This is a genomic window from Kitasatospora sp. NPDC127035 (assembly GCF_042726075.1).
Taxonomy (GTDB): domain Bacteria; phylum Actinomycetota; class Actinomycetes; order Streptomycetales; family Streptomycetaceae; genus Kitasatospora.
The window spans coordinates 143,442-169,749 of record NZ_JBHXDN010000003.1; the positions used below are offsets into that span (position 1 = coordinate 143,442).

Genomic DNA, 26,308 nt, shown 5'->3' on the forward strand with positions numbered 1-26,308 from the left:
TCCATCGGCTCTTGGTTCGGGGCCCCCCCGCGGGTCCCGGCCGGTTATCCCCGGGCGGCCGGGGGCGGTGGGGCGGGGCGGCGGCCGGGGCACCGGACGGGGGTCAGTTCCAGGGGTTGGCGGGCTGGTCGTCGATCGCGACCCGGAAGCGGGTGTTGTCGGGGATGGTGCCGTAGGCCCGGAAGGTCCGGCCGCCGGTCCGGGCGGAGTCCGGGCCGTAGTGGCCGTCGTGGTGCTCGGCCTCGCGCCGGCCCGCGCCGAAGGAGGACCGGCAGACGGTGTCGGCCGCGGCACGGCCGTCCCGCCCGGCACGGTCGCCGGGCGGGACGGTCACGGTGCTGCGAGGTCGGACGGGAGCTTCGGTTCCCGGTCGGGGCGGTGCCCCTCACCCCGACCGCTGCGGCCCTCCTCGATGCAGCTCCCCCGTTACCAGTAGTGGCGGCGTCCGCCGACCTCGTGGCCGACTGCGCCCATGATCCAGAGGACCACACCGATGAGAACCAGGACGAGGCCGATGGTCCACAGGATGGAAACACCGGTGACGAACCCGATGACGAGGAGGATGACTCCGAGGACGATCACGACGGTCTCCGTTCCACCCCCCACGTTGTCGCTCTCCGCCGGTGCGGAGGCCCACCCTGCGCCTTTCCCGATCCCTGCCCTTCAATCGGCGATCCCGCCACCGGTTGCGGGGCGGCGGCGCCCGCCGGGTCCGGCCGGGCGGGCGGGCACCGCCCCCGGGTGGGCGCTCAGGTCAGCCGGACGCCGACGACGCAGATGTCGTCGTCCGGGTTGGGGGCCCGGAGCCGGCGCAGCACGTGGTCGAGGCAGCCCTGGAGCCCCGGCGCCCTGTACTCCTCGACCGCCCCGAGCAGCCGCCCGAGTCCTCGGTCGAGGCCCTCGTCGCGCCGCTCGACCAGTCCGTCGGTGAAGAGCAGCACCAGGTCGTCCGGTTCGAGCGTCAGCACGGTGCTGCGGTGGACGGCGGCCGGGTCGGCCCCGAGCAGCGGTCCCGGCGGCGGGTCCAGGTAGCGGGCGACGCCGTCGTGGACCAGCAGGGGCGGCAGGTGCCCGGCCCTGGCCCAGGTCAGGGTGCGGGCGGCGGGGTCGAGCCGGCCGCAGACCGCGGTGGCGACGAAACCGCCGCCGAGGTGGCAGAGCATCCGGTTGAGGAGCTGGAGCAGCCGGTCCGGTCCGGCGTCGGTGAAGGCCAGGCCGCGCAGGGCGTCGCGCAGCTGCGCCATGCCCGCGGCGGCCTGAAGGCCGTGCCCGGAGACGTCGCCGACCACGGTGAGGACCGTCCCGTCGGGAAGGGTGAGGACGTCGTACCAGTCGCCGCCGACCTGGGGGTCGCTCCCGGCCGGCACGTAGCGCGCCGCCACGTCGAGGTTGCGCGCGGGCGGGCCGCCGGGAACGTCCGTGAGCGCGTGCCGGAGCGCCCGGACGGCGCGGTGCTCGACGGCCGTCCGGCGGACCTGCTCGGCGAGCCTGGCGCGGGTGTCGGCGAGCGCCCACTCGGTGTGCCGCCAGGCGGTCACGTCCTGGATGACGCCGCGCACGGCGAGCACGTCGCCGTCCCGGCTCCCGGGGACGGTCTCGGCGATCGCCCGGACCGTCCGGACGGCGCCGTCGGCACGGATCACCCGGAACTCGAACGCGGCGGAGGCGAGCCCGCCCAGCAGGCGTTCCGCGAGGGCCCGGACGGCGGCGCGGTCGGCCGGCGCGACGGCGGCCTCCGCCTCGGCCGGGGCCAGCGTGCCGGGCGCGGGCCGCTCCGGCAGGCCGAGCAGCCGGAAGACCTCGGCCGAGCAGTCGAGCCGCGCCGGGGAGACCTCCCACTGCCAGGTGCCGAGGCCGGCCAGCCGCTGGGCCTGGGCCAGCTGCTGCTCCCGGCGTTCCTGCTCGTCGTGGGTGCGCCAGCTGACCAGGATCCCGTCGAGGAACGGCGTGGCGTGCAGCGTCATCGTGGAGCCGTGGACGGCGCCGCCGACGATCTCGACGTACTGCTCCGCCTCCCTGCGGTAGGGCACACCGGAGGCCGCGACGTCGAGCAGGTGCTGGAAGGCACCGGAGGCGACCATGCCCGGGTAGAGCTCGCCGAGCAACCGGCCGGTGATGTCCTGGCCGGTGCGGCCGGCCAGGTCGACGGTGGCGGCGTTGGCGTGCACGACGCGCAGGTCGGTGACCTTCCCCTCGGGCGCGCGGACGGTGTGCAGGATCAGGACCGGATCGAGGAGGGCGTCCAGCACCGCCCGGAACCACGGCTCCCCGGCGGGCACCGGCCCTCCCTCCCCGCCGGGGACGAGCACCCGCAGCAACTGGGCGGCGCACAGCCGGGCCAGCGCGGACAGGTGGTGCTCGGTGGCCCGGTCCGCGCGGAACGTCCCGGGCCAGCCGAGCTTCATCGCGCCGATCAGCCGCTCGCCGGTGCGCAGCGGCAGTGCGCAGACGGTGTCGCCGGGGACGAGGTCCTCGCCCTTCAGGTCGGGGTACCGCGCGCCGAACTCGGAACGCCTCACCCAGACGGTGGTCCCGCCGCGCGCGGCGTCGGTCAGCGGCAGGGACGTCTGCGGGGGGATGCGCTGCCACTGGCTGAGCTGGTGGGAGGGGACCCCGTGGCTGGCCACCAGCCGCAGCGCGCCGTCGGGCTCCAGCACGGTGAGGGCGACCGCACCGACGCCCAGCGGGGCGAGGGCCACCTCGGTGAGCAGGGCGGCGAGCTCGTCGGGCGACTCGGCCGAGGCGAGCGCGGAGGCGGCCATGTGGTACCGGGCGGCGAAGTCGCCCCGGACCGCGGGAGCCCCGGCCCCGGGCCGGGCCGGGGCCGGGGCGGTCCTCTCCGGCGGGGCCGACGGCCCGGCCGTCGGCGGAGGCGCGGCCGTCGGCGGCGCGGCGCCGGTGGTGTGCCCGTCAGAGGTGTGCCCGTCGGCGTCCGGGACGTGCTCGTCGTGGTCCGGCGGCGCGACGCTGCCGACGAGGTCGGCGGCGAGGTCGGCGAGCTTGCGGTTGCTGTCCTGGGAGAGCCGGACCAGGTGGCCGAACGCCGCGTCCGGGGAGCACGAGATCCGCTCGATCAGGATGCCCTTGGCCTGCTCGATGACGGCGCGCGTGCGCATGGCACGGCGCTGGCCCTCCACCTCACCGCGCAGCCGGTCGATGGTGGCCCGCAGCCGGGCGCTCTCGCTCTCCGGTTCCGACATCCGCGTCCCGCTGGTCCGATCTGCCGAGGCCCCGGTCCGCGCGCGGGCGGCCGGGGCGCGGTGCGAGGCACCGCGTGGAGATTCCAGCGTAGGACGGGCGCGTACTCCTGTCCTTCCTGCGGCCGGGGGCCCGCACCCGGTGACCCGGGACGGGCACCCCGACGACCCGCAGGGGCGGTCAGTGCTTGGTGGCGTCCTTGAGCTTCTCGGCGGACTGCTTGACGTCACTCTTCGCCTGGGTGGCCCGGCCCTCGGCCTTCAGGCCCGGGTCGTCGGTCGCGTTGCCGACCGCTTCCTTCGCCTTGCCCTTCGCCTTCTCGGCGACGTTCTTCATCTTCTTGCCGGCGCTCATGGTGTCGCTCCTCCGTGGTCGGGCCGGCCCTGGTCACGCCGGCGTCCCTGGGCGTCTGCTCCCGTCCGCGGACCTGAAACCGTCCGACCGGCACCGTCTCGGTCCGTCCCGGCCGGCACCGTCCCGGTCCGACTGGACACGCCCGCCGTGGGCAGACGCTCGCCCGGGGGCCGTCGAGGGGCCGTCGAGCCCGGAGGAGTGACCACCATGTCCGACCGAGTACGCACCCCGCGCCGGCGCCGGCTGCTGATGTGCCCGCCCACGTACTTCTCGGTGGACTACGCGATCAACCCGTGGATGGTCCCCGGGCGGCCGGTCGACCGGCCGCGGGCGGTCCGCCAGTGGGAGGCGCTGGTGGGCGTGTACCGCTCGCTGGGGCACCGGGTGGAGTTCGCCGACCCCGTACCCGGACTGCCCGACATGGTCTTCAGCGCCAACGCGGCGACGGTGGTGGACGGCCGGGTGCTGGTCTCCCGCTTCCGCCACCCCGAGCGGGCACCGGAGGCGTCCGCGTTCCTGAGCTGGTTCACCGGCCGCGCGTTCACCGAGGTCACCACGGCCTCGCACATCAACGAGGGACAGGGCGACATCCTCGCCGCAGGCCGCGTCCTGCTCGCCGGGACCGGCTTCCGCACCGAGCCCGCGGCGCACGACGAGGTCCGCCGCCGCCTGGGCCGGCCCGTGATCACCCTGCGGCTGACGGACCCGCGCTTCTACCACCTCGACACCGCGCTGTGCGTGCTCAGCGACACCGAGGCGGCCTACTACCCCGGCGCGTTCGACCGGGCGAGCCGGGCGGCCCTGGAGTCGCTCTTCCCGGACGCCCTGCTCGCCACCCGGGAGGAGGCCGGGCGCTTCGAGCTGAACGCCTTCAGCGACGGCCGTCACGTCGTGCTCCCCTCCACCGCGGACCGGCTGGCCACCCGCCTCTCCGGACGGGGCTTCGACCCGGTCGGCGTCGACATGTCGGAGTTCCGCGGGGCCGGGGGCGGAGCCAAGTGCTGCACCCTGGAACTCGAAGCGGACCGGCCGGTCGGCGCCCGCGACGACGGCGCCCGGACAGGCCGCACCCGCCCGAACGGAACCCGCACCGACCGCACGCGCACCGACGCGGCCCCGCCCGGCACCACCCGCACCGACGCGGCCTGACCGCCGCCCGCGTCCGAAGGAGGTCACCGTGATCGAGACACCCCGACCGCCCGGCCCGCCCGCCGCGCGCGGCCCGCTCTCCGAAGCCGTTCTGACCGCCCTCTCCTCCGGCCGGCCCGGCGGGACGGACCGGCTCCGGCCGCCCCCGGACCGCACGGACGACCCGTGGGGCGAGGACCTGCACCTGGCCCTCTACGTCTGCTACGAGCTGCACTACCGCGGCTTCGAGGGCGTCGACCCCGACTGGGAGTGGGACCCCGAACTGCTGCGGCTGCGCCGCGAGCTGGAACGCCACTTCCTCACCGCCGTACGGGAGGAGACCGGCGAGCCGCCCCCGCTGGACGACCTGCTCGACCTGCTGCTCACCGAACCGCGCACCGGCACCGGCCCCTCCCACTTCCTGCTCGCCCGCGGCGAGCGCCGGCAGGCCCGCGAGTACCTGGTGCACCGCTCGCTCTACCACCTCAAGGAGGCCGACCCGCAGCTGTGGGCGGCGCCCCGGCTGGGCGGGGCGGCGCAGGTGGCCTTCCTGGCCGTCGAGTACGACGAGTACGGCGCCGGACACCCGGACCGGGCCCACTCCCGGCTCTTCGCCGAGATGATGGCGGACTTCGGTCTGGACCCCACCTACGGCCGCTACGTCGACGCGGCGGCCGCCCCGGCGCTGGCGGTGGTCAACCTGATGTCGCTGTTCGGCCTCCACCGGGCGCTCAGGGGTGCGCTGGTCGGACAGTTCGCCGCCGTGGAGATCACCTCCTCACCCGGGTCCGCCCGCCTCGCGCAGGCCTTCGGACGGCTCGGCGCGGGACCGGCCGGCACCCGGTTCTACGAGGAGCACGTGGAGGCCGACGCCGTGCACGAGCAGCTGGTCCGGCACGGCGTGATCGCCCCGCTGCTCGCGGCGGAGCCGGGGCTGGCCGGCGACGTCGCCTTCGGGATCGCCGCGGGTTCGCTCGCCGAGGACCGGCTCTCCGCCCACCTGACGGAGGCGTGGGCCGAGGGGCGCAGCTCCCTCCGCGGCGGGCCGCTGCCGGAGGGGCCGGAGGGGTGAGCGGGTGAGCCGCTCACCCCTCCGGGGGTCACCGCTCCGGGGGGTGCGCCGGGGGCCCCTCGACGGGAGCGGGTGAGCCGCCGGGGCGGTGGCGGCGGTGGCTGGTGTCGCAGAACGGGTAGCGGCGGCTGCGCCCACACGCACAGAGGGCCACCAACGGGCGGTCGGAGCGGACCGTGGCGCCGTCCGGCAGCACGATCTCGACCGGGCCCTCGATCAGCACCGGTCCGCGCTCGACGGGCCGCACCCGCCGCACCCGGTCCGACCGGGCCTGCGGGGCCGGAGGAACCGTCCCGCCGGTCCCCGCCGGCTCCGGCGGTCCGGGCCGCTCAGGCCGGCCACGCACCGCGGATCACCACCAGCTCCTCCTCCCGGTCGCCCGGGTCGATCAGGCCGCGGCTCTCGAACCACGCCGCCCGCCCGGTCATCACCGGCCCGAAGACCTGGCGCCGCCGGGCCACCACCTCGGCCGACAGCCCGGACCGTCCGAGGGCGCGCAGGGTCTCCGGGACGTCGGCGAGCGAGGACTGCACCAGGAGCAGCACCCCGTCGCGCGTCAGCAGGCCGGGGGCCTCCCGGCAGATCCGGTCGAGCAGCAGGCGCCCGTCCGGACCGGCGTCCCAGGCCCGCGCGATGCCCCGCCGGGGGCTCCCGGCCCGCTCGGCGGGCACGTACGGGGGATTGCTGAGCACCAGGTCGAACCGCCGCCCCCGGACGGGTCCGGTGAGGTCCCCGTGGCACAGCCGGATCCGGTGCCGGTGGAGCCAGGCGTTCACGCCCGCGGTCGCCAGGGCCAGCCAGGACACGTCCACCGCCGTCACCCGGGCGCCCCGGTCGGCCGCCGCGAGCGCGAGGGCCCCGGTGCCGGTCCCCAGGTCGAGGCAGCGTGCTCCGCGCAGCGGTCCCTCGCGGGCGAGGCTCTCCGCCAACAGGGCGGTATCGCCCTGGGCCGGGTACACACCGGGTGGTCTGAGCAGCAGCATGCCGCGCGCCTGCCCAGGATCGGCCTGCCCAACCGGACGGCCGCCCGACCTAGGCCCGCCGGGGCCCGCCTAGGCTCGCCGGGGTCCGGCAGGGTCCGGCAGGGCGCTCGTCCGCCGGGCCGGGACCGAACCCGACGGCGCGGGGCCGTGTCGACCGGCGCACCCCGGGTAGACGTGGAGCCCCGGCCACCGGCAACCCGCCGATGGACGTCCTGAAGGGAACCAGAGACCATGACCGTCCCCGTCCCGCCCGGCCCGGACACCCACCCCCCGGCGCCGGGGCCCCCGCTGCCCGGACCGGGTGATCCGACCCCGGGCGGCCCCCGGCCGTTCCCGGCGCCGCCGGACCCGGTGCCCCCGGTGCCGTCGCCTCCGATCCCCGGACCGGGACCCGACCCGGTGCCGCCGCCCGCACCGGCCCCCGGGACGCCCCTGACGCGCTGACCGCGCGGCGGGCCGGACACCGCACGGAACCGAAGGAGGCCGGCCGTGGCGCTCGTACTCTTCCTGATCATCGTCGCGATCGTGCTCGGACTCGTCGGCGTGGTCGCCGACGGGCTGCTCTACCTGCTGTTCGCCGGCATCGCGGTGCTGGCCGTGGCCCTGATCGTCGCCGCGGTCCGGTTCCGGCGCGGGGGCCGGCAGGCGCCGCGCTGAGCCGGGGAACAGAACCGGGGCGCCGAACCGGGGCGCCGAGCCGGGCACGGCCGGGTCCGGGCCCGCCGGGAGGAATCCCGGGCTCGCGACGCGGGCATCACCACCGCGAGAGGAGACGGCACCATGAGCGGGTTCGACGCGTTCACCGCGCTGCTCGACTACCCGGTCCACGTCGTCACCGCGGCGGCCGGCGAGGACCGGGCGGGCTGCCTGGTCGGCTTCGCCGGACAGTGCTCGATCGAGCCGCCCCGGTTCACCGTGTGGATCTCCAAGGCGAACCACACCTACGCCGTCGCGTCGCGCGCCACCCATCCTGGCGGTCCACGCGCTGCCGCGGCGGCGTCACGACCTCGCCGAACTCTTCGGCGGCCGTACCGGCGACGAGGTCGACAAGTTCGCCTCCGTCGCCTGGACCCCCGGCCCGGGCGGCGTCCCCGTCCTCACGGACGCCGCCGCCTGGTTCGCGGGGCGCATCCGCGACCGGGCCGACTGGGGCGACCACGTCGGGTTCCTCCTCGACCCCCTCACCGCCGGTGCCGGAGCCGGCGGCGACCCGCGGGCGCTCTCCTTCCGCGACGTGCAGGACATCGACGCGGGGCACCCCGCATGAACAAGGCCCGGCCGGAACATCCGGCAGCGCCGGAGAGGCCCCCCGTGACCACGGACCGCGACACCGCCGCCCCTCGCTCCGGCCGCGACGAGACGCCCGCAGAGCGGGCGGACCGCCTCTGGACCGACATGCTCCAGGAGGTGCGCGTCACACAGACCGGCGCCCAGATCCTCTTCGGCTTCCTCATCGGCGTCGCCTTCACCCCCCGCTTCGCCGCCCTGCCCGACTTCGACCGCAACCTCTACGTGGCCACCGTCCTCCTCGGCGCCGTCTCCACCGGCGCACTCGTCGCCCCCGTGGCCTTCCACCGCTTCCTCGCCGGCCGCGGCCTGAAGCCCGAACTGATCCACATCGCCGGCCGCCTCATCGCCGTCGGCCTGGTCACCCTGGCCCTGACCATGGCCGCGGCCCTGCTCCTGCTGCTGCGTACCGCGCTGGGTGACACCACCGTCGCCTGGGCCCTCAGCGCCGCCGTCCTGCTGTGGTTCACCACCACCTGGCTCGTCCTGCCCCAGCTGGTGCTGCGCCGGGCCGCCGCCCGCCGTGGGGGCCCCGGCGACGGCCCCGACGACGGCGACGGCCGCAGGGCCTGAGCCCGCCCCCGGGGAGCCGGTCCTCCGGGGCCGCGCCGGTGGTCGATCCGGCACCGGCAGGCAGGTGGTCCGCGACCCTGTCGGACTCGGCCTCGTCCAGGCCCGTCGCGAACCGCGCCAGGATCGCGACCGCCGCCCCCGGAGGCCGATGACCGCCCGGCGGATCGGCCGGTCCGGGGATCGGCCGATCCGGGGTGCTCAAGGCATCCGCGGGCCCGCGGGCACGAAGGCCAACGCCGTGTTGTGGCCGCCGAATCCTGCCGAGATGCTGAGCGCCAGGCGCAGTCGCTGCCGCCGCGGCCGGCCGTGGACGACGTCGATCCGGGCGGTGTCCCGGTCCGGCACCGCGAAGCCCGCGGTGCCGGGCACCGTCTGGTGCTGGAGGGTGAGCACGGTCAGGGCGGCCTCGACGGCACCGGCCGCGCCCATGGTGTGGCCCAGGACCCCCTTGGCGGACGTGACGGACGGGGGGCGGCGGGCGAAGAGGCGCTCGATCAGGCCCGCCTCCGCGCTGTCGTTGAGCCGGGTACCGGTGCCGTGGGCGTTGACGTGGTCGACGTCGTCCGGGCCCGCGCCCGCCTCGGCCAGCGCGTTCCGGACGGCCGCTTCGAGGCCGCGGGCCCGCGGGTGCGGTGCCACGGGGTGGTGGGCGTCGGCCGCCGTCCCGACTCCCACCAGCAGGGCCCGGACGGGCGCCCGCCGGTCCACCGCGTCGGCCCGGCGTTCCAGGACCGTGAAGCCGGCTCCCTCCCCGAGGACGAAACCGTCACGGCCCGCGTCGAACGGACGCGAGGCACGGGAGGGGTCGGGGTTGCGGGAGAGCGCCCGCATCCGGGCGAACGCGGCGACGCAGACCGGGGTGACCATCGCGTCGGTCCCGCCGGCCAGGGCGATGTCGCAGGCCCCGGCGTGCAGCAGCAGCGCGGCGGTGTGGACGGCCGCGGCGCCGGAGGCACAGGCGGTCGCGGTGTGCAGCACCGGGCCGGTCACGCCCAGGTCGATGGCGAGCTGACCTGCCGCCATGTTCGGCAGGAACGCGGGCAGCGCCAGCGCGGAGACGCCGGACGGCCCCTTCGCACCGAACCGTTCCGTCGCCCGCTCGTAGCTGCCCACGCCCCCGGCGGCCGACCCGAGGACCACGGCGACCCGGGCGCCGTCCCAGTCGGCGGGGCTCAGCCCCGCGTCGGCGACCGCCTCCCGCGCGGCGACGAGCGCGAAGTGGGTCGCGCGGTCCAGCCGCCAGGAGTCGCGGCCTCCGAGCAGCGCCCTGGCGTCGAACCCCGGGACCCGGCAGGAGATGCCGACCGGCAGTCCGGTGAGCGCCGGGTCCGGGGCGGCCGTGGCGCGGGCGTCGAGGACGCCCTGCCAGGTCGGGCCGACCCCGGACCCGGCCGGGGTCACCAGGCCGATCCCGGTGACGGCGAGCGGCGGGCGGGCCGCACTCACTCCGGTGCCCCGGGCTGCGCGGTCGACTCGGCGAGCAGCTCGTGGACGCGGTCGACGAGCCGGCCCACCGTCACGTCGGCCGCGGAGTCGCCGTCGTCGTCGAGGCCGACGCCCCAGTGCTCCTGGAGGTTGACGACCAGTTCGACGCGGGCGAGCGAGTCGAGGTCCAGCTCGCCGAGGGCGGCGTCGTCGCCGATCGCGTCCCGGGGGACCTCGAACTGTCCGACGAGCAGGGCGACCAGGTGTTCGCGTACGGGGTTCACGGGGCGCTGACCTCCTTGTCGGCGGGCTCGTTCCCGGGCTCGCCGTCGGGCTGGGTGTCGGGTGGTGGACCGGCGGGTGGTGGACCGGCGGGTGGTGGGCCGGCGGGCGACGAGGTGTCGGGCGACGGGGTGCCCGGCCGGGAGCCGGGCCCTGCGTCGGGCCGGCCGTCGAGCGGGCGCGGGCGGGCCTCCGGGGCGGAACTCCGCACGGGGACGTCGGGCCAGAGCAGGGTGGCGGAGGCCCAGGTGAGGCCGCCGCCGAAGGCGGTGAGCAGGGTCGGCGCGCCCGGCGCGCAGACGCCCCGGGCGGCGGCGTCCGCCAGCGCGAGCGGCACGGAGGCACCGGCCGTGTTGCCCACGTCGCGGATGTTCCCGAAGCGGTGCTGCGCCGCGATGCCCAGCCGGTCGGCGACGGCGTCCAGGATCCGCTGGTTGGCCTGGTGCCCGATGAAGGCCCTGACGTCCCCGGGCCGCCATCCGGTCGCGCCCAGGACGGCGGCGGAGGAGGCGGCCATCCGGCGCACCGCGTGCGCGTAGACCTGCCGGCCGCGCATCCGGAAGTAGCGCTCCTCGCGCCCGAGGCCGTCGCCGGGGGCGGGGAGCCGCGCCCCGCCCCCGGCGACGGCGATCAGGTCGCACCCGCCGCCGTCGCTCCCCCAGTCGGTCTCCAGCAGCGCCCCGGGCTCGGCGACGTCGCCGGGGCGGAGCAGCACCGCTGCCGCCGCGTCGCCGAAGAGCGGTGCCGTGTCGCGGTCGAGCGGATCGGTGATCGCCGAGTACTTCTCGGCCGCGACGACCAGGGGCGCCCGGCAGGTCCCGCTGCGGAGCAGGGCGGCGGCCGTCGTCAGGGCGTAGAGGAAGCCGGAGCAGACGGCCGCGAGGTCGAACGCGGGCACGGTCCCCAGGCCGAGGCGGTGCGCGACCTCCGGCGCGGTGGCCGGACAGGGACGGTCCGGTGTGGTGGTGGCCAGCAGGACCAGGTCCGGCCGCGGTCCGGCGGGCCCGGCCGAGGCGATCGCGGCGCGGGCCGCGGCGGTGGCCAGGTCGCCGGTGCTCACACCGGGCCCGGCCACCCGCCGGCGGTGGATGCCGGTGCGGCCGACGATCCACTCGTCGGTGGTGTCGAGGCCGCCGCGCTCGATGACCTGTCGGTTGGTCACCACCAGCGGCGGGAGGCTGGTGCCGATCCCCCCGATCACCGCCGCCGGCCGACGCACCGTCCGATGCGCCGCCCGGCCCGCGCTCCGGTCCGTGGTCGCGCCGCCCGTGGTCACACCACCCGGGGGCCCGCCCGCGGCGCCGCGCGGGGGCGTCATCGCGCGAGGAACGGGGACGGCGGCTTCGGGATGCCCGCGAGACCGCCGTCGGGGACGGACAGCCCCCCGTCCAGGACGACGGCCTGCCCGGTGAGGAAGGCGGAGGCGGGCGAGGCCAGGAAGAGCGCCGCCGAGGCGACCTCCTCCGGCTCGGCCCAGCGTCCCAGGGGCACGTGGGCGAGCAGCCAGTCGCTGAGTGCGGCGTCGGTGTGGACGGCGGCCGTCATGTCGGTCCGGACCCAGCCCGGACACAGCGCGTTGACCCGGATGCCCGAACGGGCCCACCCCACCGCGAGGCTGCGGGCCAGCGACACCTGGGCCGCCTTGGTGGCGGCGTACACCTCCATCAGCGGCGTACCCACCAGACCGGCCACCGAGGACATCAGCACGACGCCGGCGCCGTCGGACCGGGCCAGGTACGGGTGGGCGTGCCGGCAGACCGCCGCGGTGGCGTTGAGGTTGACCGCGACCACCTCGTCCCACACCGGCTGCGGGAGGAGTTGCAACGGCGCGAGGAGCGCGCTGCCGTCGGGCTCGGCGGGCAGGATCCCGGCGTTGTGGACGACGACGTCGAGGCCGCCCAGGGCCTCCGCGGCGTGGTCGACGAGCACCGCCTGCCCGGTGTCGGCGAGGTCGCCCGGGGCGAGCACGGGGCTGTCGCCGTACTCGGCGACCAGCTCGGCGGTGTGCTTGAGCGCGGCGGCGGTGCGGGCGGACAGCGCGAGCCGCGCGCCGGCCTGGGCGAACGCGACGGCGACGGCCTGTCCGATGCCGCGCGAGGCGCCGGTCACCAGTGCGCGTCGGCCGTCGAGCCGGAACCGGTCGAGGACGGTCATGACGGGGCTCCTCAGATGCTGACGCGCCGCCGGGACGCGCGGGAGGGTCGGGGTTGGGGGCCGGGGGGCCGGAGGGTCGGGATCCGGAGGGATCGGGGGCGCCGGACGCCTCAGGAGGCGGGGGCGCGCAGGGCGGGCGCACCGGTCCAGGTGAGCAGGGCGCTGCCCCAGGTGAGCCCGGCGCCGAGGACGCAGACGAGGAGGCGGGCGCGGTCGGGCAGCAGGCCGCGGGCCGCGGCGTCGGCCAGCGCGAACGGGGCGGAGGCCGCGCCGATGTTGCCGGTGAGGTGCCCGGTGATGTGGAGTCGCTCGGGCGGGATGCCGGTACCGGCCGCGACGGTGCGCAGGAGCAGCGGGTTGGGCTGGTGGGTGATGAAGGCGTCGATGTCCTTGAGGTCGAGGCCGTGTTCGGCGAGCGTCTCCTCGACCATGCGCGGGAAGACCTCGATGATGAAGTCGCGCACGGCCCGGCCGTCCATGTGGATGTGGTGCAGCCCGTCCGCCAGGCTCCGGGGGCCAGCCGGTATCCGGCTCCCGCCGCCCGGGATGAGCACGTGGTGCGCGCCGCGGCCGTCGGAGCGGAGGCGGAAGCCGTGGAAGCCCCCGCCCCCGGGCACCGGGCCCAGCACCGCGGCGGCGGCGCCGTCCGCGAAGAGCACGGCGGTGCCCCGGTGGGAGGGGTCGACGAACTTCGAGTAGGCCTCGACGCCGACGACCGCCGCGTACCGGATGCCCGGGGTCGTGGAGAGCCAGTCGTGGGCGACCTTGGCTCCGAAGAGCCAGCCGGAACAGGCCGCGCTGACGTCCAGCGCCACCGCGTTCACGGCACCGGTCAGGGCCTGGACGCGGCAGGCGGTCGCCGGTCCGAGCTCGTCCGGCGTGGAGGTGGCCGCGACGACGACGTCGAGCAGGTCCGGCGGGATGCCGGCGGCCTCGCACGCGGCCAGCACGGCGGCGGCCGCGAGGTCGGACGCGGCCTCACCGCTCGCGGCCACGTGCCGTTCGACCACTCCGGTGCGTTCGAGGATCCACTCGGCGGACACCCCCGCGAGCCGGCCGATCTCGTCGTTGCCGCGCACCTCCGCGGGCAGGTACGTGCCCATCCCCAGCACGCCGATCGCGGAGGAGGTCCTCCCGGCCACCACGGGCCCCTTGTCCGGTCTCACGGTGTGCTCCTTCTCTGGTCGGCCCGGGGGGCCGGAACGGGGTGTGGAACGGGTGACCGCACGGGACCCGGAACGGGGCCGTGGGGATCACCGGGGGCAGCACGGGGCATCACGGGCCGGTGTCGCGGGTGCAGCCGTCGACGTCACGGGGGCCGTGGGCGTCGAGCAGTGCGGCGGGGTGGTCGGCCCGGTCGAGTGCGGAGAGGGCGAGGCCCCGGCCGGGGTCGAGGGCGTCCACGATGTCCGGGAGGACGGGTCGCAGCCGGTCGCAGAGGGCGTCCGTCGCGGCCGGGAACGCGCGCACGGTCGCGGGCGCGAGCACGCCGGCCGCCAGCAGCGGGCCGGCCAGCCGCCGGGCCCGGCGGAGTCCCGCGAGCGCCGCGAGGTCGTCGGCCAGGGGCACGGTCCACCCCGGGCCGTCCGCGCCGGCCGCCACGACACCACCCGCCGCCGCGTCGGCCGCCAGCCGGCAGGCCAGGACGTCCCCCAGGTCCAGGGCATCCGCCAGCAGCGGGTTCCAGAGGTCCAGCGCCCGGCGCCCGGCCGCGACGCCGGCCGCGTGCGCTGCCGCGAGGTCGTCGGCGAGCCGGTCCTGCAGGGTCGCGACGACGTGCGGCCACCACGCCACGTGCAGGGGCTCGCTCAGATCGTTCGGATCGCCCAGGTCGTTCAGGTCGTTCAGGTCGTTCAGATCGCTCGGCTCGCGGGCCGCGTCCGCCGGACGGACCGGGCGCTCCTCGACGAGGGCCCGCCCGGCGTCGAGGAGGATGAGGGTGTTGTCCCCGCCCGCGTTGTCGAAGGCGCGGGCGAAGCCGAGGTACCCCGCGAACCGGTTGCCGTCGAAGAAGCCGGACACACCGCACCGGTGCTGCAATCCGTCGATCAGTTCGGCCACCGACCGCGTGCTGTACGCCTTGTAGAGGGCGAGCGCCCGGTCGACGCCCGCCCACGGGGAGAAGGTCATCGCCGTCTCCGGCCGCTCGGCCGGCCCTGCGGCGCGCCCGGCCGCCCACGCGGCCAGGGCCGCCCGTGCGGTGCAGCGCAGCGCGTACGCCTCCGCCAACCCGCCGATCACGGCGTGCTGCTGGGGGCGGTACTCCAGGACGGGTACCCCCGGAGCCAGCCGGCCGTGGGTCCGACGGCCGGCGCTGAACCGCCAGGCCATGGCCGCGCTGCGGCCCGCCAGGCCCGCCATGGCCGAAGGCAGGGTGGCCCACAGACCCTGCCCGCAGCTCAGGGTCCGTCGGAGGCGGGCGTCGGGACCGGCCGACGGGTCGTGCAGCACTCCGGCGTCGTCGATCGTGGCACCGTCCGCGAGCCAGCGGTCGACGGGCACGCGCACGCCGTCGAAGCGAACCAGGCCGTAGGGCAGCGGGAGGGCGTCCACGGCGACCGGGGCCGAGATCGAGACGCCCGGCGCGGGCCGGCCCTCGGCACCGGTGATGTCGACGAGGAACGAGAACACCCCGCCGTCCCGGCCCTGTGTCAGCAACCGCGCGCACACCACCGCCTGCTGGGGCAGCCCCGCCGCGGCCACCGAGGAGAACTTCGCGGCGCGCTCGTCCGGGGTGCGGAGGACGAACGCGCGGCGCGCCACGTCGAAACGTGCCTCGGTACGGATGCCGAGGTGGCTGCCGGCCTCGCCGATCTCGGTGACCATGAAGGAGCCCTTGGTCCGGGCGTGTGCCAGCGCCCCGGACGGGTCGGCCTCCTCCCCGCCCAGGAGGACCAGCGATCCGACGCACAGCGTGTAGTGGGAGAGGAACGTCTGGTAGAGCGGCGGATCGGCGAGGACCGTCGCCTCCCCGAGGGCGGCCAGGAGTTCGGCATCGGCGACCACCTCGGCGGCGGGCGGCAGCAGGGCGGCCAGCCTGGTCAACCGTCGGTGGGCGCGGGTGTCCGTCCGCAGGTCGGCGGGACCGCCCCGCGCCGGCCCTCCCGGCTCCTCACCTCCCGCCTCCGCACCTCCCGGCTCCGCGAATCCCGGCTCCGTGTCTCGCCTCTCCGGCTCGTCCCGGATCGGATCCTCCGCCAGCACCTTCCCGAGCTCGTCCCCCCGTCCCGGTGGAAGGAGTGATGTCAGGCGCGCCACGACGTCCGCGGCCCCGCGCCGGTGCCCGTCCCGCTGTCCGGTGTTCACGACGCCTTCTCCCCTCTGCCCGCCCGGCCCGCGCCGGGCGAGGTCCGGCGGGGACGGACGCCCCGGGTCGTCCGCGTGCCCTCCCGTCCCGGCGGTGGGCCACCCGCCGTCGAAGACCGGTGCCAGGGCCACGACGTGCGGCATGGCGAGCCGCACGCTGGTGGTGAGCGTCCGGCCGGTGCCGGCTTCGAGTACCTGTGAGGCTCCGACCAGCGCCGGGCCGATCACCTCGGGCAGCGCGAAGGCGCGGACCAGGCAGGCGGACAGCGCCCGCGGCAGGTCCGTGTCCCGCCGGTGGAACCGCCCGGCGACCGCCGAGTAGACCGGCCGCTGCGGCGGGCCCAGGTGCAACTGCCGTGCGTAGTGGGCGAACGCGCCGGCCTCCCGGGCGAGCGCCGGGTGGTGGCTCATGAACGGCAGCCGCAGCCGGTGGACGACCACGCCCCGGCGCCTGGCCGACGACTCGACCGCGGCGAGACCGTCCGGGCTGCCGGAAAGCACCGTCTCCCCGGCATGGTTGACGCAGGCCACCACGACCGATCCCGCCCCGGGTCCGGCCTCGGCCATCAGTCTGCGGGCCCGGTGCTCCGCCGCGCCCAGCAGCGTCATGCCGCCGCCCGCCCCGGTCAGCAACTGCCCGAGCCGGCAGGCCAGACGGGCCCCGTCGGGGATCGAGCAGGACCCCGCCGCGGCGAGCGCGGGTATCTCGCCGAAGCTGACCGCGAGGATCCGGTCGGCCCGGAACCCGTCCGCTTCGAACGCCCGGTGCACCGCCATCGACACGCCGAACAGGGCGAGTTGGACGGTTCCGGGCGGTTCGCACGCCAGTACGCCCGCGCTGAGCACCCGCCCACCCGCGAGCCGCGGACCGATCGGCGCCACGCCGAACTCGGCGGCGACCGTGTCGGCTTCGTCGAAGACCTCGACGACCGCCCGCGCCAGCGACGGGACACGGGGAAGGATCCGCAGCAGCGGGGTCAGGCTGAAGTCCCCCTGACCGGGGAACATGTGGACCACCCCGCCGGGCGCCGCGGAACTCTTCGGGCCGGTGATCACGGGCGCCGCCTCCACACATCGGGGCGCTCCGGGAAGGACCCGCCGGTACCCCCGATGGTGTCGCCGATCACCGGTCGCACCGAGCCCCCGGCGGCCTCCGGCCCGTCAAGACTTGGGGGCCGTCAATTTTCTTTGTAGTCAAGAACCTTGGGGCCGGGCTGGCTAGCATGGACAGTGAGCGCAGGGGCCTTCCCCGTCGGGGATCCCCGCGTCCGGCCCACGGGACCTCCCAGGGGGAGACATGACCGGCCGCCGCATTCCCAACACCCGTCTTCGCGAACTGCTCGGGGAATCCCGCTGGAGCGGTGAGGAGTTGGCCCGAGCCGTCAACCGGGCCGCCGCCGAGGCCGGGACGAGCCTGGCCTACCGGCGCGCGTCCGTCCACCAGTGGCTCACCGGCGCGGCGCCCCGCAGACCTGCGGCGCACTTCGTCTGCGCCGCCCTGACCCGGCGCCTCGGGCGTACCGTCACCCTCGCCGACGCGGGATTCACCGGAGCCGGGGCGGAGGATCCGACGGAGGTGTCCGACCAGGAGGCGCTCCGCAGCCTCGCCGCGGCGGTGGCCGTTCCGGACCGGCACGGCGAGCTCCTCCCCTACCGCCCGCTCACGGCCGAGGAGTACGTCACCGCCCTCGTCCGGCCGACGAGGGACGGCGCCCCGCACCACCTGTCCGACCACTCACCGAAAGCCGAACCGGACACCGACCCGGACGTGCTCCGGCAGTTGCTGACCGTCTTCGCCACCGTCGACCGCACCCAGGGCGGCGGCCAGGCCCGCACCGCGCTCGCCGGGCTGCTCGGCACCACGGTGGCCCCGATGCTCGGCCGGCCCTGCGGTCCCGTGCGGCACACGCGCCTGCTGGGCGACGCCGCCCGGCTCAGCTACCTGTGCGCGTTCATGCACGTCGACGACGAACTCAACGGCCTGGCCGGCTGGTACTACCGGATCGGCCTCGCCCTCGCCCGCCGCGCCGGCGACACCGCCGCCCAGGCCATGGTGCTCAGGGCCATGAGCACCCAGGCGTACGAACTCGGCCGCCACCGCCAGAGCCTGCGGCTCGCCCGGGCCGCCGCCGCCTGCCCGATCGGCGCGGCGCCACCACGGCTCCGCGCCTCGGTGCTGGGGCAACTCGCCCTCGCCGAGGCCGCGTCGGGCGACGGCGCGGCGTCGCTCCGCCATCTCCGCGACGCCCACGACCTCCTCCCGCAGATCGTGGGCCCGCCACCGCCGATCGGCGACTACCACCGCGCGTCCTGGGACCACCAGCGCGCCCTGGTGCGCGCCGAACTCGGCGACCCCGCCGGGGCGATCAGGTCCCTGGAGACGTCCGCCGCCCGCCGGCCCCGGGCGGAACCCCGCTCCCGCGCCGTCGTCCTCGGCCGGCTCGCCGAGTGGCAGCTGGCCGCCGGGCACGTCGAGGGCGCGTGCGCCTCCTGGCACGCGTTCCTCGACGTCTACCCGCTGTTGTCCTCCCGCCGGATCCACGCGGCCAGGGCGCGGCTCCCCCGCCTCCTCCTCCCCCACCGACGCCGCCCGGCCGTCGACCACCTCATCCAGCGCGCCACCGCCCTACGCCCGTCCTGACCGCCCCCGGACACCCGGCCCGACGACACCCCGCCCGACTACGCCCAGCACCCCGCGCACCCCGCAGGGTCGGCGCACGCGCCCGCGCGCCTTGAGGGGGTGACGGAGCTTCCGCCGGACCGCCCGGACGGCATTCGCCCACCGGGCTCCGCCCGGCAGACGGTCGGCGCCGTCGGAGCTCGTCGACCGCCACGAGCGCGGCGTCCCAAGGGCAGGCCTCCGCCCGTCCCTGGCCCGCCGTGCCGGCTCCTCGTCCGAGAGGGCCGACAACTGCCCCCCGGGGCCCGGTCACCCCGCCACCGACGCGTAGCGATCAACGGCCATCTGCCCGCCTGGCTTCGTGCGCCAGGCGGGCAAGTGCGTTCACCACTCCTACGCGGCCGGGACACCCCGGAGGAGCATGGGCAGGTGGGCGCCCCGGCCGAGGGCGTCGAGGGCCTGTTCCAGCCGGCGGTGCTGGTCGGCTTCCATCAGGTCGCCGAGTTCGGCGCGGTGGGCCCAGCGGAGTTCGACGATCTCCGCCGGCGGCCGGTGGCGTCTCACGATCTCCTCCTGGGTCGGCACGAGTCTGCCGCCCCAGTAGACGAAGTTCACGCCCTCGGGCAGGAGTTGCATGCTCACGTAGTCCACGGCGAGGACGCGGGCGAGCGGGAGGGCGAGGCCGGTCTCGGTCTCGGTGTGGCGTCGGGCGGCGAGGTGCGGGAGTTCGTTGCGCTCGGCGCTGCCGCCGGGGAGCATCAGGCCGTTCTTGTAGGTGGTGCCGATCAGGAGCACGGCACCGTCCCGGTTGAGGATGAGGGCCTGGTGGCCGAGGCGCCGGCCCGGCGGGTCGGTCAGGATCCTGGGCAGGGAGGTCATCACGGGTTCTCCAGCGGAGTAGGTTGCGGGGAGGGATCCGAGCTCAGGCTGACTGCCTGCGGCTCTGGACGTGGCGGAAGCGGCGGCGATCTCGACCGGTGTCTTCCGGCGGCGCCGTGTCCTCGTGGCGGGGAACCCAGACGTCCGGGGCCGGCAGTGCACCGATCATTCCGGTCGCGAAGACGAGGCCGACGACCAGGAGCCACGGGCCCAGGGGTCCGTGCCTGATCGGCCAGCCGACCGCCAGGGCGGCGAGTGCGCTGAGCGCCACGACGACGGCGTACACCAGCGGCGCCATCACCCCGAGTCGGGGTTTCACGTGACCTCTCCGATCGGGGCCACCGAACGCGGCGGGCTCGGGTGCTGCACGTTGACGAAGCGGGGGGCGTCCAGCCGCCGGACGCTCTCCGGTCTGGTGGTCCACTCGCAACCACCCTGCTCGGAGCGGAGGTAGTAGAGCCCGGCCAGGCAGTCCATGCAGACGCCCTCCACCGGCTCGCCTCCCAGCCCTCGCTTGGCCAAGTCGCGGACGATCTCGCCGATTTGGGGACGGTACGCGGGGTTCGACTTCATTCGCGGCATAGCGGCCACTCCCTTCTGTAGTCGGTTCACTACCTGGGGTGGCCAAGATTGACGTACAGTCGGCGATACCTTCAACATGTCGGCTCTGAAGGAAGAGATGCCATCAACCATGAATCGCAAGGAGCTTGACCCGACGCAATCCCCTGCTGCCGCGTTCGGCGCAGAACTCCGCAGGCTGCGCGAGGAGCGCGGGTTGACGCAGCAGCACGTGGCGCACCTCACCGGCTACTCGGCCGTGCACGTGTCCGCCGTGGAAACTGGCCGCAAGCCTTCAACCGAAGCTTTTGCGAGAAGACTTGATCAAGCATTCGGGACGCGAGGTCACTTCGAACGGGAGTGGCGCAAGGCAGGCAGATCTGTGCTGCTCGAAGGCTTCACCGAGTTCCTGCGAAGCGAGGCGGACTCGGTCGCGCTGAGGCTGTTCGAGATCAACGTCGTGCCCAGTCTCTTCCAGACGCCGACGTACGCCGAGGCCTATCAGAACGCCCGCGTGCGCCGAGGTCGCGCGACGCAGCAACAAGCCGATGACCGAATCGAACTACTGCTGCAGCGCCAGAAGCGCATCACCGAGACCGGGCCGCGCGTCCACGCCGTCATAGACGAGGGCTGCCTGCACCGCGTCGTCGGAGGCCCCACAGTCATGGCCGAGCAACTCCGCCACCTGGAGACACTGGCCGCTCACCCTCAAATCATCGTGCAGGTATCGCCGTTCACGCTCGGCGAGGACCGGCCCTTCGCTCACCCGATCACGTTGCTGACCATGCCCAACGGCTCAGTGCTGGGGTACGGCGAAACTCAGCGGCGCGGGTACTTGGAGCGCGACGCAGCAGCACTGGCGGTTTGGGCCGGTGAGTACGATGAACTACAGGTTGAGGCGTTGTCGAGGGCATCCTCAATCGAGTTCATTCGGCGCGTTCGAAGAGGATTTGAGAATGGTTGACCTGACAGCGGCCACGTGGCGCAAGTCGAGCCACAGCGCCCAGGAAGGGCAGTGCATCGAGGTCTCGGTCGACTTCCGGAGCTTCATACCTGTCCGCGACTCCAAGGACCCGCAGGGCCCGGCCCTCGTCTTCCCGGCCGCCGAGTTCGCGGCCTTCCTCACCGCTGTCCGGGCAGGCGAGTTCGGCGAGATCTGACGGCCGGCATGCAGGAGGCCCCCGCTCGATCGAGCGGGGGCCTCCTACGGCTCCCCCCGTAGCCGACGGAGGAGGAGACCCTGGCGCCGGGTTCGAGAGCGCCGCAGCCCCGGGCCCGCATCACCGGCACCACCGGCACCGGGCGCGCCCCGGTGCCGGTGGCTCTGTCACAGGACGGTCCCCGCTCGGTGAACGGATCCCGATCGCCGTTCCCAACTACCTTTCACAGCGCCATTCTTGGACCGGCGACCGGACGTCACGACCCGTCCGGGCGAAGGCGGAACGCCGGAGCGGGCCCGTAGGGCGGGACCCTCCGGGCGCGAGCGTAGGGGGACGGATGAGATCGGTCACGGTCATCGGCGCCGCCGCGGTGTCGGACGAATCCCCGCCCGAGTGGATGTGGAGGGTGATCCGGGGCGGGCAGCACGTCGCCGACGCGCTCGGCATCCCCATCCATCTGACCACCGGGGACCCGTACACCTCCTTCGGGGTGATCGTCATTCCGGTCCTGCTGGTGCTCGTCCTCGTGGGTGTCCAGGCCGGGCCCATCGCGCGCGCCCTCACCTCCCGGGACTTCTGGGACGACACCGGCCGCCTGCTCGGCGTGGCCCAGTTGCTGCTGCTCCTGCTGGCCTACGCGTTCGGATCGGGAGGGCAGGCCCGCTCGTTCGGCGCCGCCGTCGGGAACCTCCTCTCCGGGCAACTGGCGGACCTGCTGCCGATGGCCGTCGCGACCCAGTTTCTGTTGCTCTCCGCGCTCTGGCTGGTGGTGGGCGCGTCCGCCGGAGTCCGCCGTTCGGACCTCACGGCCCCGTTCGACGCCGTCCGGGGCATGGCGCTGATCGCGGTCTTCGTCGTGGCGTTCACCGCCGCCTGGATGGCGCCGCCCCTGGGCGAGGGACCCACCGCCCGGCTGCCCGCGGTGGCGGCGGTCGGCGCCGTCCTCCTCCTGTTCGGCTACCTCAGTGCCGTCAGCCGCGGACACGAGCAGCGGCCGCACATCGTGCGTCGGCGCCGCGAGATTCTGGAGCACAGCTTCCGCAGGCGCGGCGAGGCACCGGGACACGGCCCGGAGAACCGGCCCGAGGACGCGATGATCGCCGCGCTGCTCGCCCGGACGCAGCAGCGGCCCGCACCGTCGGCGGGCAGCATCTGGCGGCCCGCTCCGGCCCTGGTCGTGCGGATGTGCCTGCTCTGGTCGGTGCTGCTCGGTGTGCCCGCCGCAGCCGTCACCTGGGTCTTCAGCACCGGACACTTCCCCCCGCCCGACTTCCGGGGCGTCATGCGCGTCGAGCTGGCCGTCCTGTCCGTCATGGTGCTGATGATGGTGTTCTCGTTCCGGCGCGGGCTCGACGGCCGGATCCGGGTGCCCCGGGCGGTTCCCCGGCTGATCGACCTCAGCCTGATCCTCTCGGTCGGCTGGCTGGGTCTGTCCCGCGCCTGGAGTTCCCCGGTGACGCTCGGCCCGCTGCCGGCCTGGGCGGTGGCGCTGGGGCCGCCACTGGTGATCGCCTCGCTGGTGCTCGTCCTCGGCGTCCTCCCGCACTGGCGGGAGACCCCGCGGCTGGCCGTCGCCCTGACCGTGGCCGTGGTCGCGGGACCGCTCGTCCTACCCCTGCGCTCGGCCCTCGAACACCTGCTGGGCGGCATCGTGAACGTCCTCGGCTAGCCCCCGCCCAACGGGTCCGCCGAGACCATCAACTCCGTTGGGCAACAGATTGGTTGTCATCGCGCGACGAATGTCGCGATCCGGGCCCGGTACTGGCGTGAGGCCCGGTGCGCGGGCCGCGGCTCATCGACCCGGCTCCCGGCCGTTCCCGGGACTCGGTGGCCGAAGCACTGCGGGACGTCCACGGCGTCGGCACCTGCGTGCACTTCCAGCCCGCGCATCGGCCGCCGCGTACCGCCGCATCGAATACCACCTGCCGGTGACAGAGCAGGCCGCCGCCCGGCAGCTGTCCCTGCTCTGCTACCCGGCGATCACCGACGACGAGGTCCAGCACGTCATCGGCGCCCTGCACACCGTCCTGTCCTGACCCGCGCGCCGGGCCGGTGGTCAGAAGATCGGTGGCCGGCCCAGCTGCGCCATGCGGCGCACCGTGCTCCAGCGCATCGGCCGCCGTGGCGGGCACGGGACCCGAACGCCCTCGAAGAAGCCGCCCCACCACGCCTTCAGCCCGTCCATCGGCGGGCGGCGCAGCAGGGTGTAGGCGATCCAGGAGGTGAGGTAGACCGGCACCAGTGGCGCGGGCAGGTGGCGCTTGGCGAGCCAGACGCGGTTGCGGGCGGTCATACGGTAGTAGGCCGCATGGCGGGCCGGGTCGGTGCGGGGGTGCTGGAGGACCAGGTCCGCCCGGTAGTCGATGCCCCAGCCGGCGTCGAGTGCGCGCCAGGCGAAGTCGGTCTCCTCGTGGGCGTAGAAGAACTCCGCGGGGAAGAGCCCGACTTGGTCGATGACGCTCATGCGGACGGCGTGGCCGCCGCCGAGGAAGGTGGTGACCGGGCCGGACTGCATCGGGTCGGACTTGCCGAGGCGGGGGACGTGGCGGCGCTGGGTGAACCCGGTCTCGTCTGCAATGCGGAAGGAGACGATGCCGAGGCGCGGGTCCGTCTCGAAGGCCTCGCGGATCAGGCGGAAGGTGTCACGCCTCGGGAGCAGGCCGTCGTCGTCCAGCACCACCAGCACCTCGGTGCCGCCGAGTTCGCGCAGCCGCTCGACGCCGGCGTTCCGCCCGCCCGGGATGCCGAGGTTCTCCGGCAGTTCGACCGCGTCCACCCAGCGGGGAAGCTGGGGCAGCTCGACGCCCTGGCCGAGGACGACGGTACGCACCCCGCTGTCGCTGCCCTCCTGTGCCCCGACGGAGTCCAGCAGCGCGCACAGCTCCGCCGGGCGATTGCCCATCGTCAGCACCACCACGCCCAGCGTGACGCCCATAGGACCGACTCCACTTCCAGGGAACCTCATGACCACGTCGACACTCCCGCCCGAGCCGGGCCGGACGCTGCGGGAGCTGGCCGAGGCCGGGCGGCTTGCGGGCCACCAGCTGATGGACCGGCCGACGTTGGACTGCATCGCCCGCAACCGGCCGGCAGGCGCGGGTGTCCCGGCCAGCGTGCCACATCGCCCGGCGCCGCTGGTACCGGACGCCCAGGTCAGCGTGCCCGACCCCGTGGTTTCAGGGGAACGGCGGGCAGCTGGGGAGCAGCCAACCGGGCACCGTCGTAGCCGTGGACTTCGCCGAAGCGGGTGCCGGTTTCCCAGTCGTTGCGGGCTTGGGTGATCTCCTCACCGGATCGGGCGATGAAGTTCCACCACATGACGAGTTTCTCCTCGAAGGGGTGGCCGCCGAGGAGGAGGAGGGTGGCGTCGGTGTGGGCGTGGAGGGGGAGGTGGGGGCGGCCGGTGCCGAGGTAGAGCATGGCGCCGGGGTCGAGGCGGAGGCCGTCGACCTCGGTGTGGCCGGACATGGTGAGGACGGCGTACTCGAAGTCGGGTTCGAGGGGGAGGCGGTGGTGGGTGCCCCGGGCGAGGGTGAGGTCGGCGCCGACGAGGGGGGTGTGGGTGGTGCCGGGGGAGGTGGCGGTGTCGAGGGTGCCGAGGATGACGGTGGCGTCGAGGCCGGGGGCGGTGACGTGGGGGAGGTCGGGGTGGTGTTCGAAGGCGGGGTCGGTGTGGCGGTGGGTGTCGGGGAGGGCGACCCAGAGTTGGGCGCCGTGCAGGAGGCGGGCGTGCGGGCGGGGAGATTCCTCGGAGTGGGAGATGGCGCGGCCGGAGGTCATCAGGCCGAGTTCGCGGGGGCGGACGGTGGCCAGGCTGCCGAGGCTGTCGCGGTGCAGGACCTCGCCCTGGTGGAGCCAGCTGACGGTCTGCAGGCCCATGTGCGGGTGCGGCGGCACCTGCATGCCGGGCTCCTCCGCGATGTCGTCCGGCCCGTAGTGGTCGACGAAGCACCACGCACCGACCATCCGGCGCCCAAGGCTGGGCAGCAGCCGGCGCACCACGGTGCTCTCGCCCAGCTGGACGCTGCGGGCGGGCAGGAGTTCCTTCACCGGGCCGGTGCCGGCCTCACCGCCGCAGCTGGTCGCGGCGGGCCTGAGGTCGAGGTTGCTCACGTCGGATCCACCACCGTCGGGGAAGGGTGGGCCGGGGAGGCCGGACGAGGGGTCGTCCGGTCGGCCGTCCGGCCCGGTCTCGGGGTCGTCGGGAACGATCCTCCACCAGGGCCGGGTGATCCTCCACCCGGGCGGCCCGGGCGGCGTGAGCGGCCCGTCAGCCGGCGGGGCGGTTCGTCAGGGCGTGGCCGACGAAGGAGACCACGTCGGGGAGTATGCGGCGCCAGTACGCGGCGTCGTGCGCCCCCGTGGTGAAGCGCGCCTGGACGGTGTCGCCGACCAGCTTGCGGGCGGCGTCGCAGAACGGGTCCTCGGTGCCGCACCAGACGCCGATCGGACGGCCGTGCGGCTGCTCCTGGTGGAGCAGCGGCTCGTGCTCGCGCCAGTCGGCCTCGTCCTTGAAGACTCCGACGGCCCGGGCGTCGCTCCAGGTGCGGAACAGCGCGGGGCTGAGCGCGGCCACCGGGCCGAAGCCCGTGCCCCGGTTGCGGGCGTAGCGCAGCGAGCCGAAGCCGCCCATCGAGATGCCCATCGCGGCGCCGGGGACGCGCAGCCCGCGGGCGGCGAGCCATCCGGGGAGCTCGTCGAGGAGCATCCGCTGCGGGTCGTCGCCGGACGGCGTGCGCCGCCAGTACGTCGCGTCGCCGCCGTCGAGGGCGACCACGGCGAACGGGGGGACGCCGGCCGCGATGGCGGCGACCAGGATCTGCGGCAGGCCGAGCTCGGTCCACGCCTGGGCGGTGGCGCCGCGCCCGTGCAGGGCGATGCAGACCGGCAGCTCGGCGGCGGGCGGGACGGTGGGGCCCTGCGGCACGATCGTGATCATCTTCACGGTGGCGCCGTTCCGGGCCGCCGAGCGCTGCTCCTCGTTGCGGAGCGAGGGGACGACCGCCGGGACCGCCGGCGCCGAGGGCGTGCCGGGCCTGCCGGAGGCGGCTGCGGACGTCGGTCCGGCTCCGGCGCCGGGCGAGCCCGAGGCTCCCGGGGCGCCGGTCGGGCCCGCTCCGGATACCGGGTCGGGCTCGCCGCCGGAGAACGCCAGGGTCGCGCCGGTGCCGACGACGGCGAGGCCGCCGAGCCCCAGTCCGGCCCTCAGCAATCCGCGCCTCCCGAGCGTCCGGGTGCTGCCCGGCAGCCCCGGGCCGCCCGACGCCTCCAACCCGGTCGCCGACCCCGGCGCACCCGCCGGCGGGTCTCCGGCTCCCGGGGGCGGTGC

Annotated in this window: 27 protein-coding genes and 1 pseudogene; 10 read left to right on the plus strand and 18 right to left on the minus strand. The window is 75.5% G+C overall.

Features of this window, described 5'->3' with window-relative positions; all coding sequences use genetic code 11:
- Window positions 1–103: 103 nt before the first annotated feature.
- The 4 genes from ACFWIC_RS02550 to ACFWIC_RS02565 form a co-directional block, all read right to left on the minus strand.
- Entirely contained in the window at window positions 104–334 is a 231-nt protein-coding gene (locus tag ACFWIC_RS02550) for a hypothetical protein (protein WP_380515186.1), read from the minus strand.
- 92 nt (window positions 335–426) lie between these two features.
- The gene (locus tag ACFWIC_RS02555) at window positions 427–582 is read right to left on the minus strand and encodes a DUF6131 family protein (RefSeq protein ID WP_329878134.1); all 156 of its coding nucleotides are present in this window, start codon (window positions 580–582) and stop codon (window positions 427–429) included.
- Window positions 583–749: 167 nt separating this feature from the next.
- Window positions 750–3,200, minus strand: a complete 2,451-nt coding sequence (locus tag ACFWIC_RS02560; RefSeq protein ID WP_380515189.1) for a SpoIIE family protein phosphatase — start codon at window positions 3,198–3,200, stop codon at window positions 750–752.
- Between the two features lie 178 nt (window positions 3,201–3,378).
- Complete coding sequence (locus tag ACFWIC_RS02565) at window positions 3,379–3,552, minus strand: CsbD family protein (RefSeq protein WP_329878132.1); 174 nt, start codon at window positions 3,550–3,552, stop codon at window positions 3,379–3,381.
- Window positions 3,553–3,759: 207 nt separating this feature from the next.
- Between ACFWIC_RS02565 and ddaH the strand changes: the two genes are divergently transcribed.
- Complete coding sequence (gene ddaH / locus ACFWIC_RS02570) at window positions 3,760–4,701, plus strand: dimethylargininase (protein WP_380515192.1); 942 nt, start codon at window positions 3,760–3,762, stop codon at window positions 4,699–4,701.
- A gap of 28 nt (window positions 4,702–4,729) precedes the next feature.
- Window positions 4,730–5,752: an iron-containing redox enzyme family protein gene (locus ACFWIC_RS02575; protein WP_380363418.1), complete on the plus strand. Its 1,023-nt coding sequence runs from the start codon at window positions 4,730–4,732 to the stop codon at window positions 5,750–5,752.
- A 28-nt stretch (window positions 5,753–5,780) separates the two neighbouring features.
- Here the strand turns inward: ACFWIC_RS02575 and ACFWIC_RS02580 are convergent, their stop codons facing one another.
- Entirely contained in the window at window positions 5,781–5,999 is a 219-nt protein-coding gene (locus ACFWIC_RS02580; RefSeq protein WP_380363416.1) for a CDGSH iron-sulfur domain-containing protein, read from the minus strand.
- 82 nt (window positions 6,000–6,081) lie between these two features.
- Window positions 6,082–6,735, minus strand: a complete 654-nt coding sequence (locus ACFWIC_RS02585) for a HemK2/MTQ2 family protein methyltransferase (RefSeq protein ID WP_380515197.1) — start codon at window positions 6,733–6,735, stop codon at window positions 6,082–6,084.
- Between the two features lie 489 nt (window positions 6,736–7,224).
- On the opposite strand from ACFWIC_RS02585, the gene ACFWIC_RS02590 reads away from it, so the two are divergent.
- The 4 genes and pseudogenes from ACFWIC_RS02590 (at window position 7,225) to ACFWIC_RS02605 (ending at window position 8,595) form a co-directional block, all read left to right on the plus strand.
- Window positions 7,225–7,392, plus strand: coding sequence for a hypothetical protein (locus tag ACFWIC_RS02590; protein WP_329951930.1), 168 nt, complete (start codon window positions 7,225–7,227; stop codon window positions 7,390–7,392).
- Window positions 7,393–7,515: 123 nt separating this feature from the next.
- Window positions 7,516–7,632, plus strand: a pseudogene (locus ACFWIC_RS02595) (flavin reductase); the annotation flags it as partial.
- 88 nt (window positions 7,633–7,720) lie between these two features.
- A complete protein-coding gene (locus tag ACFWIC_RS02600) occupies window positions 7,721–8,002 on the plus strand; it encodes a flavin reductase family protein (protein ID WP_380515311.1) in 282 nt (93 codons plus the stop codon).
- 44 nt (window positions 8,003–8,046) lie between these two features.
- Window positions 8,047–8,595: a DUF6328 family protein gene (locus ACFWIC_RS02605; RefSeq protein ID WP_380363410.1), complete on the plus strand. Its 549-nt coding sequence runs from the start codon at window positions 8,047–8,049 to the stop codon at window positions 8,593–8,595.
- A 198-nt stretch (window positions 8,596–8,793) separates the two neighbouring features.
- On the opposite strand, the gene ACFWIC_RS02610 is transcribed toward ACFWIC_RS02605, so the two are convergent.
- The 6 genes from ACFWIC_RS02610 to ACFWIC_RS02635 all read right to left on the minus strand — a co-directional run bounded on the left by ACFWIC_RS02610 (window position 8,794) and on the right by ACFWIC_RS02635 (window position 16,818).
- Complete coding sequence (locus ACFWIC_RS02610) at window positions 8,794–10,041, minus strand: beta-ketoacyl-[acyl-carrier-protein] synthase family protein (protein ID WP_380515200.1); 1,248 nt, start codon at window positions 10,039–10,041, stop codon at window positions 8,794–8,796.
- Complete coding sequence (locus tag ACFWIC_RS02615) at window positions 10,038–10,304, minus strand: acyl carrier protein (protein WP_329878117.1); 267 nt, start codon at window positions 10,302–10,304, stop codon at window positions 10,038–10,040. The genes ACFWIC_RS02610 and ACFWIC_RS02615 overlap by 4 nt, the downstream gene beginning before the upstream one ends.
- Window positions 10,301–11,464, minus strand: a complete 1,164-nt coding sequence (locus tag ACFWIC_RS02620; RefSeq protein ID WP_380515203.1) for a beta-ketoacyl-ACP synthase 3 — start codon at window positions 11,462–11,464, stop codon at window positions 10,301–10,303. Before ACFWIC_RS02620 ends, ACFWIC_RS02615 begins: the two co-directional genes overlap by 4 nt.
- A gap of 152 nt (window positions 11,465–11,616) precedes the next feature.
- Window positions 11,617–12,456, minus strand: a complete 840-nt coding sequence (locus tag ACFWIC_RS02625; protein ID WP_329951925.1) for an SDR family NAD(P)-dependent oxidoreductase — start codon at window positions 12,454–12,456, stop codon at window positions 11,617–11,619.
- A 110-nt stretch (window positions 12,457–12,566) separates the two neighbouring features.
- Window positions 12,567–13,559 carry a 3-oxoacyl-ACP synthase III family protein gene (locus ACFWIC_RS02630; RefSeq protein WP_380356642.1) on the minus strand — a complete coding sequence of 331 codons (993 nt, stop codon included), beginning with the start codon at window positions 13,557–13,559 and terminating at the stop codon, window positions 12,567–12,569.
- Between the two features lie 172 nt (window positions 13,560–13,731).
- Window positions 13,732–16,818 carry an acyltransferase domain-containing protein gene (locus ACFWIC_RS02635; protein ID WP_380356633.1) on the minus strand — a complete coding sequence of 1,029 codons (3,087 nt, stop codon included), beginning with the start codon at window positions 16,816–16,818 and terminating at the stop codon, window positions 13,732–13,734.
- A gap of 241 nt (window positions 16,819–17,059) precedes the next feature.
- Here ACFWIC_RS02635 and ACFWIC_RS02640 point away from each other — a divergent pair, with 241 nt between their 5' ends.
- Entirely contained in the window at window positions 17,060–18,403 is a 1,344-nt protein-coding gene (locus ACFWIC_RS02640; RefSeq protein ID WP_329951922.1) for a hypothetical protein, read from the plus strand.
- Between the two features lie 372 nt (window positions 18,404–18,775).
- Here ACFWIC_RS02640 and ACFWIC_RS02645 read toward each other — a convergent pair whose 3' ends face one another.
- Genes ACFWIC_RS02645 through ACFWIC_RS02655 form a run of 3 tightly spaced genes read right to left on the minus strand, consistent with a single transcriptional unit; the run spans window position 18,776 to window position 19,843 of the window.
- Window positions 18,776–19,261 (minus strand): NUDIX hydrolase, encoded by a 486-nt coding sequence (locus ACFWIC_RS02645; RefSeq protein ID WP_329951921.1) that lies wholly within the window; start codon window positions 19,259–19,261, stop codon window positions 18,776–18,778.
- Window positions 19,262–19,304: 43 nt separating this feature from the next.
- Entirely contained in the window at window positions 19,305–19,580 is a 276-nt protein-coding gene (locus tag ACFWIC_RS02650) for a hypothetical protein (protein WP_380515208.1), read from the minus strand.
- Window positions 19,577–19,843 carry a hypothetical protein gene (locus ACFWIC_RS02655; RefSeq protein ID WP_380515210.1) on the minus strand — a complete coding sequence of 89 codons (267 nt, stop codon included), beginning with the start codon at window positions 19,841–19,843 and terminating at the stop codon, window positions 19,577–19,579. The genes ACFWIC_RS02650 and ACFWIC_RS02655 overlap by 4 nt, the downstream gene beginning before the upstream one ends.
- A 76-nt stretch (window positions 19,844–19,919) precedes the next feature.
- Between ACFWIC_RS02655 and ACFWIC_RS02660 the strand changes: the two genes are divergently transcribed.
- The 3 genes from ACFWIC_RS02660 to ACFWIC_RS02670 all read left to right on the plus strand — a co-directional run bounded on the left by ACFWIC_RS02660 (window position 19,920) and on the right by ACFWIC_RS02670 (window position 22,648).
- Window positions 19,920–20,783 (plus strand): helix-turn-helix domain-containing protein, encoded by an 864-nt coding sequence (locus ACFWIC_RS02660; protein WP_380515212.1) that lies wholly within the window; start codon window positions 19,920–19,922, stop codon window positions 20,781–20,783.
- A complete protein-coding gene (locus ACFWIC_RS02665) occupies window positions 20,776–20,979 on the plus strand; it encodes a DUF397 domain-containing protein (RefSeq protein WP_380515215.1) in 204 nt (67 codons plus the stop codon). Before ACFWIC_RS02660 ends, ACFWIC_RS02665 begins: the two co-directional genes overlap by 8 nt.
- Before the next feature lie 337 nt (window positions 20,980–21,316).
- Window positions 21,317–22,648 carry a hypothetical protein gene (locus tag ACFWIC_RS02670; RefSeq protein ID WP_380515218.1) on the plus strand — a complete coding sequence of 444 codons (1,332 nt, stop codon included), beginning with the start codon at window positions 21,317–21,319 and terminating at the stop codon, window positions 22,646–22,648.
- A gap of 387 nt (window positions 22,649–23,035) precedes the next feature.
- Here the strand turns inward: ACFWIC_RS02670 and ACFWIC_RS02675 are convergent, their stop codons facing one another.
- From ACFWIC_RS02675 to ACFWIC_RS02685, 3 genes are all read right to left on the minus strand, one after another.
- Window positions 23,036–23,914, minus strand: coding sequence for a glycosyltransferase family 2 protein (locus ACFWIC_RS02675; protein ID WP_380356619.1), 879 nt, complete (start codon window positions 23,912–23,914; stop codon window positions 23,036–23,038).
- 218 nt (window positions 23,915–24,132) lie between these two features.
- Complete coding sequence (locus tag ACFWIC_RS02680; protein WP_380515221.1) at window positions 24,133–25,092, minus strand: pirin family protein; 960 nt, start codon at window positions 25,090–25,092, stop codon at window positions 24,133–24,135.
- Window positions 25,093–25,249: 157 nt separating this feature from the next.
- Complete coding sequence (locus ACFWIC_RS02685) at window positions 25,250–26,191, minus strand: alpha/beta hydrolase (protein WP_380515223.1); 942 nt, start codon at window positions 26,189–26,191, stop codon at window positions 25,250–25,252.
- Between the last annotated feature and the right edge of the window lie 117 nt (window positions 26,192–26,308).